Annotated in this window: 11 protein-coding genes; 7 read left to right on the top strand and 4 right to left on the bottom strand. The window is 45.7% G+C overall.

Annotation, left to right across the window (positions count from 1 at the left end; translation table 11 throughout):
• The first annotated feature begins 325 nt into the window (after nucleotides 1-325).
• From pyrR to carB, 5 genes are all read left to right on the top strand, one after another.
• Nucleotides 326-865 (top strand): bifunctional pyr operon transcriptional regulator/uracil phosphoribosyltransferase PyrR, encoded by a 540-nt coding sequence (pyrR, locus tag EDD70_RS04605; RefSeq protein ID WP_092754534.1) that lies wholly within the window; start codon nucleotides 326-328, stop codon nucleotides 863-865.
• Nucleotides 859-2,133, top strand: coding sequence for a dihydroorotase (locus EDD70_RS04610; protein ID WP_242943084.1), 1,275 nt, complete (start codon nucleotides 859-861; stop codon nucleotides 2,131-2,133). The genes pyrR and EDD70_RS04610 overlap by 7 nt, the downstream gene beginning before the upstream one ends.
• A 53-nt stretch (nucleotides 2,134-2,186) precedes the next feature.
• Nucleotides 2,187-3,119, top strand: a complete 933-nt coding sequence (gene pyrF, locus EDD70_RS04615) for an orotidine-5'-phosphate decarboxylase (RefSeq protein WP_092752544.1) — start codon at nucleotides 2,187-2,189, stop codon at nucleotides 3,117-3,119.
• A gap of 118 nt (nucleotides 3,120-3,237) precedes the next feature.
• The gene (locus tag EDD70_RS04620; RefSeq protein WP_092752542.1) at nucleotides 3,238-4,347 is read left to right on the top strand and encodes a carbamoyl phosphate synthase small subunit; all 1,110 of its coding nucleotides are present in this window, start codon (nucleotides 3,238-3,240) and stop codon (nucleotides 4,345-4,347) included.
• On the top strand, nucleotides 4,347-7,538 hold the full coding sequence (gene carB, locus EDD70_RS04625; RefSeq protein WP_092752539.1) for a carbamoyl-phosphate synthase large subunit: 3,192 nt from the start codon (nucleotides 4,347-4,349) through the stop codon (nucleotides 7,536-7,538). Before EDD70_RS04620 ends, carB begins: the two co-directional genes overlap by 1 nt.
• Nucleotides 7,539-7,634: 96 nt before the next feature.
• On the opposite strand, the gene EDD70_RS04630 is transcribed toward carB, so the two are convergent.
• From EDD70_RS04630 to EDD70_RS04645, 4 genes are all read right to left on the bottom strand, one after another.
• Nucleotides 7,635-8,381 carry an amino acid ABC transporter ATP-binding protein gene (locus tag EDD70_RS04630; RefSeq protein ID WP_092752537.1) on the bottom strand — a complete coding sequence of 249 codons (747 nt, stop codon included), beginning with the start codon at nucleotides 8,379-8,381 and terminating at the stop codon, nucleotides 7,635-7,637.
• Nucleotides 8,381-9,175 (bottom strand): amino acid ABC transporter permease, encoded by a 795-nt coding sequence (locus EDD70_RS04635; RefSeq protein ID WP_092752536.1) that lies wholly within the window; start codon nucleotides 9,173-9,175, stop codon nucleotides 8,381-8,383. Before EDD70_RS04635 ends, EDD70_RS04630 begins: the two co-directional genes overlap by 1 nt.
• 156 nt (nucleotides 9,176-9,331) lie before the next feature.
• The gene (locus EDD70_RS04640; protein WP_092752533.1) at nucleotides 9,332-10,204 is read right to left on the bottom strand and encodes a transporter substrate-binding domain-containing protein; all 873 of its coding nucleotides are present in this window, start codon (nucleotides 10,202-10,204) and stop codon (nucleotides 9,332-9,334) included.
• Between the two features lie 270 nt (nucleotides 10,205-10,474).
• Nucleotides 10,475-11,671, bottom strand: coding sequence for a tRNA(Met) cytidine acetate ligase (locus tag EDD70_RS04645; protein WP_162840815.1), 1,197 nt, complete (start codon nucleotides 11,669-11,671; stop codon nucleotides 10,475-10,477).
• Nucleotides 11,672-11,860: 189 nt separating this feature from the next.
• Between EDD70_RS04645 and EDD70_RS04650 the strand changes: the two genes are divergently transcribed.
• Nucleotides 11,861-13,060, top strand: a complete 1,200-nt coding sequence (locus EDD70_RS04650) for an acetate/propionate family kinase (RefSeq protein WP_092752529.1) — start codon at nucleotides 11,861-11,863, stop codon at nucleotides 13,058-13,060.
• A gap of 177 nt (nucleotides 13,061-13,237) precedes the next feature.
• Entirely contained in the window at nucleotides 13,238-14,290 is a 1,053-nt protein-coding gene (locus EDD70_RS04655; RefSeq protein ID WP_092752527.1) for an FAD-binding protein, read from the top strand.
• The last annotated feature ends 38 nt before the right edge of the window (nucleotides 14,291-14,328 follow it).

Raw genomic sequence — 14,328 nt, forward strand, 5'->3', positions numbered from 1 at the left:
TTTTTTACGGATAAAATGCATATTTGCTGTATAGAGTCATACTCTGCGGCGAATGATACAAAATATATTGCATATTACTTCGCAATTTGCAATATATTTGCATTTACATTCCAAACACTTTCGGTTATAATAATACAAAACACACACCCTTTAAGTTAGTCCCGTGAGGCTGGCAAGGTAGTGATCAGTGAGTAGTACGGCATATCTGTAGGTAAAAATGCCTTGTTGATGTGCAGTGATAGTAGCTAGAAACGGCCTGTCCGGTCTCTTTTTGAGAGCTGGATATGCCGTTTTTTTGTTATAAAGAAAAGGAGGCACAGAGTTGCTGAAAGAAAAAACTGAAATTATGGACGCGAACGCCATGCGGCGGGCAATTACCAGAATTTCATTTGAAATTATTGAAAAAAACAAAGGACTACAGGATATCTGCATTATCGGAATTTTATCGCGGGGTGCCATTATTGCCAAACGGCTGGCGAAACGCATTGCCGAACTAGAAGAAGTGCAAGTTCCGGTTGGTTATCTCGATATTACCCCCTACCGCGACGACAAGCGCCGAAGCACGAAAGATCATTCAGAAATTGCCTTTGATGTTACCGGCAAAAAAGTGGTACTTGTGGATGATGTTATTTACACGGGGCGCAGTGTACGCGCTGCGATTGACGGGCTGATGGCTCGCGGAAGGCCCGAAAAAATACAGCTTGCCTCGCTGGTAGATAGGGGACATCGAGAGTTACCCATCCGTGCAGACTTTATTGGCAAAAATCTTCCTACCTCAGCGGAAGAAAAGGTTAAAGTTTTTGTGGACGAACAAGACGGCATTGACCGTGTAGTGATTTTATGCGAGGAGGAGAAGCAATGCTGATTCAAAATGCCAGAGTAATCGACCCTGCAAACGGAATTGACGGCATTATGGATATTCTCATTCGTGGCAGTAAAATTGCCGCAATCGGTAAAGATTTACCTGACACCGGCAGCGAGTGTATCAATGCACAGGGGCTTGTGGCTTGCCCAGGGCTGATTGATATGCACGTTCATTTGCGTGCCCCTGGTTTTACCTACAAAGAAGATATTGCGAGCGGTTGTGCCGCGGCAGCAGCGGGCGGCTTTACCGCGGTTGCTTGTATGCCCAACACCAAACCGGTTGCAGACAGCCCCGAAGTGCTGCATTATATCCAAGAGCAAGCAGAAAAAGCCTGTTGCAAGGTTTACCCCGTAGCGGCTATCACGCAAGGGGAACAGGGTAAGCAGCTTACCGATTTTGCTGTGCTCAAAGCGGCGGGTGCCGTTGCAGTAAGCGATGACGGTAAACCGGTTGAGCAAGATGACCTAATGAAGCAGGCACTTGTGCAAGGGGCACAAAATCAACTGTTGATCATCAGCCATTGTGAAGATTTAAAAATCATCGATGGCGGAATAATCAACAAAGGGATTATCTCTGAAGAACTCGGCGTAAAAGGCATGGATCGGCTTAGCGAAGACAGCATTACAAAGCGCGAGTGTCTGCTGGCAGAAGAAACCGGAGGGCGTATCCACATCGCGCATGTTTCTACCAAAGGCTCGGTTGAAATTATCAGGCAGGCAAAGGCACGCGGTGTGCGTGTTACTGCCGAGACAGCACCCCACTATTTTATGATGACCGATCAGTTTTTACGAAACCGCAATGCGAATTTTCGTATGAACCCGCCTCTGCGCGAACAAGAGGATGTTGATGCGGTGCTTGCAGGTGTGCAGGATGGCACGCTCGATTGCATCGTTACCGACCACGCGCCGCATTCGCCCCAAGAAAAGGCGGATTTTTTACAAGCACCCAATGGCATTGTTGGTTTGGAAACCTCGCTTGCGGCGTCGATTACTGAGCTTTACCATAAACAGGGTATGCCGCTTAGCGAGATTGTGCGCAAAATGTCGCTGAATCCTGCCGAAATTTTGGGGATAGAGGGTGGAACGCTCAGCATTGGTAAGCCTGCCGATATCACGCTGTTCCACCCCGATGAAGCTTGGACAGTAGATGCGTCGTGTTTTAAGAGCAAATCACGCAATACTCCGTTTGACGGGCAGAAGCTGATTGGCAAAGTGAAATACACCATCTTAAGCGGAAAAGTTACCTATAAAGACGAGCGAAAAGCTTAAACCATTCATGATGAATTCAAAAGTATAAAACAAGCAGAGAAGAGGAGAAAACCATGTCATTTGACAGACTGATTCACAAAATTGTCGAAACCCAAAACCCCACCGTGGCGGGGCTGGACCCAAAACTGGAATATATTCCTAACTATATCCTTGAGAAAAATTTTAAAGAATACGGCTGCAACTTACGCGGTGCATCTCGTGCCATTTTAGAGTACAACGAGGCATTGATTGATGCCCTTTGCGATATTGTGCCCGCTGTAAAACCGCAGTGTGCTTATTACGAAATGTTCAGCTACTATGGGATGAAAACGTTATGTAAAACCATCGAATATACGAAAAGTAAAGGGATGTACGTCATCATCGACGGTAAGCGCAACGATATCGGTACTACCATGGAGGCATATGCCGTTGCTCATCTCGGGGCAACCAAAGTGTTAGATGATGAGATGGAGGCATTTGGCGGTGACGCGCTTACGGTGAACGGTTATCTGGGAACCGATGGGATTGCTCCGCTCATCCCTTACTGCAATGAGCGTGATAAAGGTATCTTTGTACTGTGCAAAACCTCAAACAAGTCGTCGGGTGAACTGCAGGATAAGCTGGTAGACGGCAAACCTGTATACCGCATTATGGGTGATATGTGTGAAAATTGGGGCAAAGCAGCAATGGGCAGCTTGGGTTACTCTGCAGTGGGTGCTGTAGTAGGTGCAACCTACCCCGAGCAGCTTGCTGAATTACGCTCTGCAATGCCGCACACGTTCTTTTTGGTACCGGGTTATGGTGCACAGGGCGGCGGTGCAAAAGATGTTATGGGAGCATTCGATGCAAAAGGGCTCGGTGCGATTGTCAACTCCTCTCGCGGTATCCTCTGCGCTTGGCAAAAAGAGGGCTGTGATGAACGTGACTTTGCACAGGCAGCACGCCGCGAAGCACTGCGTATGAAGCAAGACATTACTCAGCATTTTGAAAACGGCATTCATTTATAAAATAGTAAAATACTTTGCTGTATGGCAAAGCGTAATAGGCGGGGATATTCACTTACCCGCGACAATCCCTTTGTAATACGGGGTTGCGGCAAAAGCCGCTGGAAAAAGGAGAGAAGATATGTCAAACATTCAACAATCGAAACAAGCAACACTTCTGCTGGAGGATGGAACTATTTTTAAAGGCAAATCCTTCGGTGCTCAAGGCAGCGCAATCGGTGAGGTGGTGTTCACAACCGGTGCAGTCGGCTTTCAAGAGACCATTACCGACCCTAGCTACTGCGGGCAAATTATCACACAAACCTTTCCTCTTACAGGCAATTACGGTATTAACAGCGAAGATTGCGAATCCGCCAAATCGTATGCGGCGGGTTACATTGCACGCGAATGGTGCAGTGAGCCATCAAACTTTCGCAGCGAACAAACAATCGATGCATTTTTAAAAGAACAAGGTATTATCGGTATTTGCGATATTGATACCCGCTCTCTTACCATTCATCTGCGCGAAAACGGTACAATGAACGGTATGATTACCACCGATATAATTACCGACAAATCGGCTTTGCTCCATAAACTAAAAGCCTATAAGCTTACAGATACTGTAGAGACCGTTTCAGTAAAGCAGAACACCCTATATCACGCTGAAAAAAGCTGTAAGGGTACAGTTGCTCTTTACGATTTTGGATGTAAACAAAGTATTATCAATGGCATTACCGCGCAGGGTTACGACGTTGTGGCAATGCCTTACCATACCCCACTTACCGGCGCAATGCGCCTAAACCCCAACGGCATTGTACTGGCAGGCGGCCCCGGCAGCCCCGATGATTACAAGGATATGATTGATAACATTAAACCCTTGCTAAAAGGAGATTTGCCTGTGATGGGTGTTGGGTTGGGTCATCAGCTGCTCGCCTGCGCTGCGGGCGGTAAAGTTACCAAGATGAAGCATGGTCATCGTGGCGGCAACCAGCCGGTGATAGATATTAGGCTCAATAAAACTTTTGTCACAGCACAAAACCATAGCTACACGGTAGAATGCGCTTCGCTCAGCGAAAATGTATGCGAAGTGTTCTGCCATAACATCAACGATAAAACTTGCGAAGGCATCCTCTACAAAAACGCCCCTGCATTTTCCATCCAGTTCCATCCCGAAGCATTTACCGGAACCGGAGATACACACTACTATCTAAACGAATTTGTAAACATGATGAATGCAAGGGGGATAAAATAATGGCATTGCGCAGTGATATAAAAAAAGTTCTTGTAATTGGTTCCGGCCCTATCATTATTGGGCAGGCGGCAGAATTTGATTATGCGGGTACACAGGCATGCCGTGCGCTCAAAGAAGAGGGCTTGGAGGTTGTACTTATCAACTCGAACCCCGCTACGATAATGACCGATAAAGCAATGGCAGATAAAATTTACATCGAGCCCCTCACATTAGATGTTGTGAAGCGCATTATAGAAATTGAACGCCCCGACAGCGTACTTTCCACCCTTGGCGGGCAAACAGGGCTTACTCTTTCGATGCAGCTTGCAAAAGAGGGCTTTCTCGCTGCAAACGGTGTAAAACTGTTGGGTGCCAACCCCGAAACGATTGACAAGGCGGAAGATCGCCAACTCTTTAAAGATACTATGGAGAGCATCGGTGAACCATGTATTCCTTCTAAAGTAGTGGATAACCTCAAGGATGCACAGGAATTTGCCAATGTGATAGATTACCCTGTGATTGTGCGCCCTGCTTTTACGATGGGCGGTACGGGCGGCGGTATTGCTAAGGATGCAACGGAATTGAGTGAAATTGCCAAAAACGGGTTGCGTTTGTCGCCTATTACACAAATTTTGGTAGAAAAATGCATCTCCGGTTGGAAAGAGATTGAGTTTGAGGTGATTCGTGACCGAAACGGCAACTGCATCACCGTTTGTTCGATGGAAAATGTTGACCCCGTCGGTGTACATACCGGTGACAGTATTGTGGTAGCGCCCGCCGTTACACTATCCAACCACGAATATCAAATGCTGCGCACAGCGGCTTTAAATATGGTAAATGCGCTGGGTGTGGAGGGCGGCTGCAACTGTCAATTTGCGCTGCATCCCACCAGCTTTGAATATGCGGTAATTGAGGTAAACCCCCGTGTGTCGCGTTCTTCTGCGCTTGCCTCAAAAGCTACCGGTTACCCCATTGCAAAGGTGGCAACAAAAATTGCCATAGGCTATACGCTCGATGAAATCATCAATGCCGTTACGGGCAATACTTATGCTTGTTTTGAGCCTGCCATCGACTATATTGTTGTAAAGTTCCCCAAATGGCCGTTTGATAAGTTTGTGTATGCAAAACGTACATTAGGTACTCAAATGAAGGCAACGGGTGAGGTTATGAGCATTGGCACCAGTTTTGAGCAGGCAATGCTCAAGGCAGTTCGCTCTATTGAACTGGGTGTGGATACGATGAACATGCCAAAACTCAAAGCGTTTTCTACCGACGAAATTGCCGCCAAGCTGCATGACTGCAACGATGAACGAATTTTTGTGGTGTACGAGGCGCTCAAACGCGGCATCACACCGCAGCATATTCACGAAGTCACTATGATTGATCTGTGGTTTTTGTATAAATTCGCACACCTCTGCGAGTTGGAAAGCTGGATTTCTGAAGGTGAGCTTACAAAAGAAAAATACATTACGGTTAAAAAATACGGTTTTCTCGATTCTACCATCGAAAAGCTGTCTGGGCAGAAGATTCAGCATCACAGGGCGGCGTCTTATAAAATGGTGGATACCTGCGCTGCCGAATTTGCCGCGCAAACCCCTTACTTCTACTCTACCTTTGATGATGCCAATGAGGCAAAAGAACATATCGAACAAAACAAAACAGGTAAAAAGAAAATTATCGTATTCGGCTCAGGTCCTATCCGTATAGGGCAGGGGATAGAGTTCGACTATTGTTCGGTGCACTGCGTCTGGGCGCTCAAAGAGGCGGGCTGTGAGGCAATTATAGCAAATAACAATCCCGAAACCGTCTCTACCGATTTTGATACCGCCGACCGCCTTTACTTCGACCCGCTAACTCCCGAGGATGTGGATTCTATCATTGAAACCGAACAGCCCGATGCGGTTGTGGTGCAGTTCGGCGGGCAAACTGCCATCAAGCTTACCAAATATCTCTCGAAAAAGGGCGTTAAGATTTTAGGTACCAGTGCGGATAGCATCGACGCGGCAGAGGATAGAGAGCGTTTTGACGAATTGCTTGAAAGATGTGGGATTCCTCGCCCTGCAGGGCACACCGTATTTACTTCGGAAGATGCGGTTGCCGCTGCAAACGACCTTGGTTACCCTGTTTTGCTGCGCCCCTCCTACGTACTGGGCGGGCAAAATATGATTATAGCGCACAGCGACGCGGATGTAGTCGAATATATGGGCATTATCTTAACACAGCATATAGATAACCCCGTGTTGATCGATAAATATATGATGGGTACCGAGGTGGAGGTAGATGCCATCTGTGACGGAACCGATTACCTCATCCCCGGCATTATGGAGCACATTGAGCGTGCGGGTGTACACTCGGGCGATTCCATTTCGGTTTATCCTGCAAGAACGCTGTCAGAACGTATCCGCAAAACCATCATTGAGTTTACGGGCAGGCTTGCAAAAGAGCTAGAAGTCATTGGGCTGGTCAATATCCAGTATGTTGTGTACAACGATATGGTGTATGTGATTGAGGTGAACCCGCGTTCGTCACGTACGGTACCGTATATCAGCAAGGTGACGGGGGTACCGATGGTAGACCTTGCAACTAAGATTATGTTGGGTGCGCGGCTGAAAGATTTAGGTTACGGTACAGGCTTGTTCCCCGAGGGCGAATACGTTGCGGTTAAGGTGCCTGTATTCAGTTTTGAAAAACTGAACGACCTTGACACTCAACTCGGCCCCGAGATGAAATCGACAGGAGAGGTATTGGGCATTGCCAAAACCTTTGAAGAAGCACTGCTGAAAGGTATGGTAGCCGCGGGTTATAAAATGAAGCACAGCGGTGGCGTACTGCTTTCTGTACGCAGAAGCGACCAGCAGGAGGTTGTTGCAATCGCCGAAAAATTTGAGCGAATGGGCTTTACCCTTTATGCAACCCCAGGCACAGCGCTGAACCTAAACCAGCATATGGTTGCCACCAATTCGGTACGCAAGCTTGACGAAGGCAAACCCGACATTATAGACCTGATTGAAAGCGGCAAAATTGATTATGTTATTTCTACCTCGGCAAAAGGGCGCGACCCGCACCGCCACTCGGTGCAGATTCGCCGCAAAACGGTAGAGCGTTCTATCTGCTGCTTTACTTCGCTTGATACCGCCAACGCAATGGCAGATTGCTTGGCAACAGGCAAAGGCACAGGCGATATGCATTTTATTGATATTACAAAGATTTAAGTTGATTACACAAAAAAGCAGGTATCGGTTTAACCGATACCTGCTTTTTCTGTATGCTCTCTCAGTTTATGAGGGCAGTTTATCTTTTACTCTCGATTACCCACGCATAAACCGTGAAAGAAACTCGCGAGTAAGTGCATTTTGGGGGTTGTTAAACAGCATCTCCGGGGCGCCCTCCTCGGCAATTATGCCATCCGCCATAAACACAACATGTGACGATACATCGCGTGCAAATGCCATTTCGTGCGTAACAATAATCATGGTCAGCCCCTCTTTGGCAAGGTCGCGCATAACCTCCAGTACTTCGCCTACCATCTGTGGGTCAAGCGCTGAGGTAGGCTCATCAAACAGCAGCACTTCGGGCTCCATAGCAAGTGCACGTGCTATGGCAACACGTTGTTTCTGCCCGCCCGAAATCTGGTGCGGCTTAGCATTGATATACGGCGCCATCCCCACTTTGGTGAGGTATTTTAGAGCAAGTTGTTCAGCGGCATTTTTATCTTTTTTTAGCACACGCATGGTGCCTATCATGCAATTTTGTAATACGGTCATGTTGTTAAACAGGTTGAATTGCTGGAACACCATCCCAACCTTGGCACGATAGGCAGACACCTTAACACCTTTGTTGAGAATGTTTTTTCCGTGATACAAAACCTCGCCCGAGGTTGGAGTTTCAAGCATATTGATGCAGCGCAGCATAGTGGATTTACCCGAACCGGATGCGCCGATAATACAAATAACATCGCCGTGGTTTGTCTGAAAACTGATATCGCGCAGTACTTCGTTGGTGCCAAAGCGCTTGTTCAAATGGCGAAGCTCAATAACAGGATTGTTCTGTTCCATTAGAATTTCCTCCTTGGCTTGATAGGTACATGCCCGCATGGGTCAATCAAATGGTCGGTAGGCACCAAATCATAATAATCACTGCCGTCAATCTTTTTCTCCATCCAGCGCAGGATGCGTGAACAGGCAAATGTCATAATAAAGTAAATAACACAAATAATAAAGAATACTTCAAAGTAGCGGTAATAAACGCCGGCAGCCGATTTGCCGGTGAAAAACAGCTCTGTTACAGAAATAACACTCAGCACCGAGGTATCCTTGATATTAATAATAAGGTTATTGCCGATTTGCGGCAATATGTTGCGCATTGCCTGCGGCAGAACAACATAGGTCATTGTTTGAAAATGCGTCATGCCAATCGACTTTGCGCCCTCTGTTTGTCCCACATCAATTGATGAGATGCCGCCGCGTACGGTTTCTGCCATATAAGCGCCGGTGTTGATAGAAACAATAAAAAAACCGGCAAACATCGGTGTCATATCAATTTGGAACAATGCCATAGAGCCGTAGTAGATAACCATTGCCTGAACAATCATAGGGGTGCCGCGAAATACTTCGACATATGCGGTGAGCACAGCGCGAATAATTTTGTATAGTACTTTGAGTATGGGGTTGGTTTTGCTGTCGACGGGTATTGTTTGAACAATACCTACCAATAACCCGATGATACAGCCGATGAGTGTGCCTACAAGAGCGAGCAAAAGTGTAACCCCTGCACCCTTCAAAAGCTGCGGCCAATATTCATTGAAAAAGAACCACACCCATCCAAAAAAACTTTGGTCTGCGGTTGCCATAGCATTCACTCCAATATGTAGAATTTAATGGTAGTATAGCATTTTTTACACAGCAGAGATAGTTAATAATGTGTTAAGGAATGCTAAATCGCGAAAATAGGGGTTCAATATTTTGAACCCCTATCTAATGCCAAACTGTGTAGATTTTAAAAACTGCTATTTTGCCAGAGGTTGAGCTTTGATTGCTTCTTCCATCATCTTAGCACGGTCATCTTCGCTGATGGTTTTAAGTGCCTCGTTGATTTTTGCTTTCAAATCGGTATTCTTTTTAGAAATTGCAATGCCGATTTTGATGTCCTCGGGGTTTGCGTTAAAGCCTTTGCCCTCTGCAAAATCCAGCATTACCAAATCGGGGTTGGAGTAAACAGCAGCCATAGCCGTTGGTCTATCGGTGCAGACAAGCTGAATTTTGCCCGAAGTCAGTGCTACAATCATAGCAGGTACATTTTCAAGCGCAGGTTGAATTTTAGCATCAGGTACCTGTTTGAGTAAATCGTACCAAACCGTGTTGAGCTGCGAGGTGCAAACCGCACCCTTTAAATCTTCAAGGCTGGCGGCAGATGCAAAAGGTGATGCTTTTGTGGTCAATGCCAAAATATCGGCATTATAGTAAACATCGGTGAAGTCTACGGTTTTTAAACGTTCTTCTGTAACGCTCATGCCTGCAATGGCAACATCAATTTTGCCTGACACAACCGCAGGGGGCAATCCATCCCATTCGGTTTTTACAATTTCCAGGTCGTAGCCTATTTTTTCGGCGATTTTTTTTGCCATAATAACATCATAGCCAAAGGCAAATTCGCCGCTGCCGGCAATGGGTACGGCGCCGTTTTTATTGTCGCTTTGTGTCCAATTGTAAGGGGCATATGCGCACTCCATACCAACTTTCAGTACGGGTTTTGCGCCTGATGCATTTTCTGAATTACCGGAGGCCGAAGAATTTGCCGCTTTTTTAGAGCAGGCCGCCATAGACGTGATGAGCATAACAGTACAAAGTACAGCTGCGATAATCCTTTTTGTCATTTTCATGTTCGCCAATCCTTTCGATTTTGCAATGCATCTTGCATTTCACTTCACAAACTTTGCCACTGTAAAGCAAAGAGAGTGTCAACTTTTTGTCAATCCAACACCCTCCCGGTAACTTCACAGACGTGCAAATTTCCTTTTTATATAAGGAGTGAACTGCGTTTGCCTGATAAAAGTGATTATATCTTCTTCCTGTTCGGTTGTCAATCCTTTTTTTAAATTTTTGCAAGATTTGCAATTCGAAATTTCATAAAAGCAAATAGTTTCAATGCTTTATTTCAACATCACAGGTTTACAAGTGTATTCATACCCGCAAGCAAGAATATTGGGCAGTGTCAGCGCATAGAGGTCGGTTGAACTTGCTTCCAACTTTGCAATTCGTTTGCAGTCGGAATTCACACGTTCCAGTTGAGCAAGTGAAGAAGAAAGCGGAAGAACCGCCGATTTTTTAGCTCGATTTAAAATATCAAGCCCGTTTTTGTTAAAACCCAATACACGCAGGTATGGGGGAGAAATCAAAGCATCTGCTTCGGTTATGCCGAGATATGCCGACAAAATCAAGCGGCGAATGCGGGCGAGTGGATAACGCTTGCTTTTTACCGCCATCTGCAAATTTTCAACAGTATCGGCTCGGCGAATTGCCGTGTAAAGGCGGTTTTCCAACCCCTCTGAAATATCGGGCAAAGCGGCAAATTCCTCAGGGTTCATGCGGCGCAGAACAGCAAGTAGGGAACATTCAGCCTTTTTAAAATCGGCAGGTACCAAACCTTCAGTTTGTGCACGCCTGTAAATTTCGTATGCCTGTGCGGGTACATACGGGCGCAGCCCGATAAGACCTTGCGCATCCATTAAATTACGCAGCATAGATGCGGATGCGAATGCACCGTTTATTTTTTCGCTGTCGTGTGCTGTGCCTTTGCGCTGTACTGTGCAGAACTCGGGTGTAAAGCCAAACCGTTTTGCCGCTTTTAGATATTCGATGCCTAAAATGTTGTTTGGGCTTGCAATCACTGCCGCCTGTTCTTTGCTAAAATGCTCTTCAAGGGCAAGCTGACGTGCCTTAGCAAAAGTGAGCCCTAAACTTAGGTGATACTTTATCCGTGGTGCAAGTTCGTCGGTAAGCAAGGCATTTGCAAGAGGCTGCAGTTGTTCCAAGGCGCTTTCTGCACCAAAACACACCATATCGATGCAGCCCAAAGCCTGCAGTAAGGTTAACGCACCTACTGCGAACCGTTCTGCGGTTGACAATGCATACGGCAGCGGGAGTTCAATGATAAGATCTGCCCCGCAATGCAGAGCAGCTTCTGCACGAATGTGCTTTTCAAACTGTGCCGCAGAACCGCGCTGCAAATAGTTGCCACCCATTACGGCAACAATATGTGTAGCGCCTGCTTCACGCGTTTTTGCAATTTGAAATGCATGTCCGTTATGAAATGGGTTGTATTCCGCAACAATTCCTGCAATTTTCAAGCAAATCAGCCCCTTTTATGCAACTTTACCTTGCATTTTATGTTGTATTGTAATAATATATAAAAGTGTGGCAAGATGTCAAGTTTATGCGATTTTTCGCAGTTTGAGAATCTGCTGCGCAAACAAAAAACAAGGTATTTTTATATGTATCTTTTTTGAAATTGTGTGATATTAGGAGGAACAGCTAAAATGAAGGTTTTGGTAATCAATGCAGGCAGCTCATCGCTGAAATATCAGCTGATCAACATGGAAGATGAGAGTGTGCTGGCAAAAGGTAACTGTGAAAGAATAGGAATTGACGGTCTGATAGGGCATAAAACAGCAGACGGCAGACAAGTTGAAAAAAATGTAGATTTCCCAACCCACAAGGAGGCATTCTTGGCGGTTGTTGATATTCTTACCCATGGCGATGGCAAAGTAATCGATGATGTAAAAGAGATTTCGGCTGTTGGCCATCGCGTACTGCACGGCAGCGAGGTTTACAAAACCTCTACCGTTATTACCGATAAGGTTATTGAGGATATTTTCTCGTTCTCCGAGCTTGGTCCTCTCCACAATCCACCGCAAGCAACTGCAATGAAGGCTTGTCAAGAGGTTTTTGGTAAAGAAACACCGATGGTAGCAATTTTCGATACCTCATTCCATCAGACAATGCCCGCAAAAGCTTATATGTTCGGTGTTCCGTATGAGTATTATGAGAAATACTCCATTCGTCGTTACGGCTTTCATGGTACAAGCCACCGTTATGTAAGTAAAAGATATTTCAGTGTTACAGGCAAGAACCCTGAAGGCACTAAAATTATTACATGCCACCTTGGCAACGGCAGCTCGATTGCCGCGATTAAAGATGGCAAAGTGCTTGATACCTCGATGGGCTTTACCCCGTTGGATGGTTTTATTATGGGCACCCGCTGCGGCGGAATCGACCCTTCGGTTGTTACCTATATTGCCAATAAAGAGGGTAAAACACCCGATGAAATGTCGAACCTGATGAATAAAAAATCTGGTTTCCTCGGTATTTCGGGTGTTTCCAGCGATTGCCGCGACCTGCATGCAGCCGCGAAAGACGGCAACAAACGTGCAAAACTTGCTTTGGATATGTTTGTTTACCAAATCAAAAAATTTGTGGGCGGCTATGCTGCTGCTATGGGCGGCGTTGATGCAGTCATCTTCACCGGCGGTATCGGCGAAAATGATAATGATATCCGCGAATGGATTTGCAGTGATATGGAATATCTTGGACTTGAAATCAGCAAAGAACTGAATCAAGATGCTTCACGCCATGATGCAAAGTTTTCTGCGGCTACCTCCAAAGTTGAGGCATGGGTTCTCCCAACCAATGAGGAAATTATGATTGCAAGAGATACTGTAGAACTTGTTGGTAAATAAAATAGATGTAAGCAAGACTGACCGTTTTGCAAAATCTGTTGTTATTAAAAAGCTGTTTTTGAATAAGAAACAGCTTTTTAAAAATTTATAGAATATTAAGATGCTTTTGTAGATATGATATTAAAAACGATTGTATCTAAAAATATAAATTGTCTTATGGGGACAGAAAGTTGTAGTATGTATGATATTGCCATTATCGGTTTAGGGCCTGCCGGTGCCACACTTGCACGTTTGCTTGATAAGCGTTTTAAAGTGGCGGCCATCGATAAAAAACAAAATGGAGCGAAAGGTTTTCACAAACCATGCGGAGGACTGCTCGCAACCGATGCCCAGAAGGCACTTTCTCGTTTTGACCTTACCCTGCCCAAAGATGTATTGGTTGACCCGCAGATTTTCGCCGTGCGTACGCTTGACTTTCACACAGGTATTACACGTCACTATCAGCGTTTTTACATTAACCTGGATCGCCACAAATTTGATTTATGGCTGAAATCACTCATTCCCCATCAAGTAGATGTATTTGATGACGGACAAGTAACAAGCGTAGAGAGAAAAAAGGACGGTTACGAAGTCTGTTTTAAACAGGGGGATACAGAACATTGTATTACAGCAACTTATGTTGTAGGTGCAGATGGTGCTCACTCATTGGTGCGCAAGCTGCTTTACCCTAACAAAAAAATTCGCAGTTATGTTTCGATACAGCAGTGGTTTAGCGAGAGCAACCCCAAGCCGTTTTATTCTTGTGTGTTTGACCCTGAAAATACCGATTGCTATTCTTGGAGTATCTCGAAAGACGGCAGTTTTATTTTTGGTGGTGCTTACCCGGCTGAAAACTGCCGTATTCGGTTTGAACGCCAAAAAGAGCATTTGCAGCAAATTGGTATCCGGTTTGGTAAGGTGCAAAAAACCGAGGCTTGTTTGGTGTTGCGCCCCTCAAAGTTCAGCGATTTTTGCTGTGGCTTCGACAATGCTTTTCTCATCGGCGAGGCAGGCGGATTTATCAGCCCCAGTTCGCTCGAGGGCATCAGCAGTGCCATTATCACTGCGTACGATTTAAGCAGAGTACTAAATTCAGGCACCTCAAACCCCAATAAGGCTTACCGCAAAATCACATTTGGTTTGCGCGTCAAACTGTTTAGTAAAGTATTAAAAAGCCCGTTTATGTATTTTCCGCCCCTTCGCTATTTTGTAATGAAAAGCGGTATTGACAGTATTCGTATTGTTTCTTAAATGTTAAAAGCCCCGGCTGAAATTTACAGTCGGGGCTT

Source organism: Hydrogenoanaerobacterium saccharovorans (genome assembly GCF_003814745.1).
Classification (GTDB): domain Bacteria; phylum Bacillota; class Clostridia; order Oscillospirales; family Ruminococcaceae; genus Hydrogenoanaerobacterium; species Hydrogenoanaerobacterium saccharovorans.

Bases quoted from the DNA above. Each gene is read 5' to 3' on its own strand.
- EDD70_RS04610 (WP_242943084.1), top strand. From the start codon at position 859: ATGCTGATTCAAAATGCCAGAGTAATCGACCCTGCAAACGGAATTGAC.
- pyrF (WP_092752544.1), top strand. From the start codon at position 2,187: ATGTCATTTGACAGACTGATTCACAAAATTGTCGAAACCCAAAACCCC.
- EDD70_RS04620 (WP_092752542.1), top strand. From the start codon at position 3,238: ATGTCAAACATTCAACAATCGAAACAAGCAACACTTCTGCTGGAGGAT.
- carB (WP_092752539.1), top strand. From the start codon at position 4,347: ATGGCATTGCGCAGTGATATAAAAAAAGTTCTTGTAATTGGTTCCGGC.
- EDD70_RS04630 (WP_092752537.1), bottom strand. From the start codon at position 8,381: ATGGAACAGAACAATCCTGTTATTGAGCTTCGCCATTTGAACAAGCGC.
- EDD70_RS04635 (WP_092752536.1), bottom strand. From the start codon at position 9,175: ATGGCAACCGCAGACCAAAGTTTTTTTGGATGGGTGTGGTTCTTTTTC.
- EDD70_RS04640 (WP_092752533.1), bottom strand. From the start codon at position 10,204: ATGAAAATGACAAAAAGGATTATCGCAGCTGTACTTTGTACTGTTATG.
- EDD70_RS04650 (WP_092752529.1), top strand. From the start codon at position 11,861: ATGAAGGTTTTGGTAATCAATGCAGGCAGCTCATCGCTGAAATATCAG.
- EDD70_RS04655 (WP_092752527.1), top strand. From the start codon at position 13,238: ATGTATGATATTGCCATTATCGGTTTAGGGCCTGCCGGTGCCACACTT.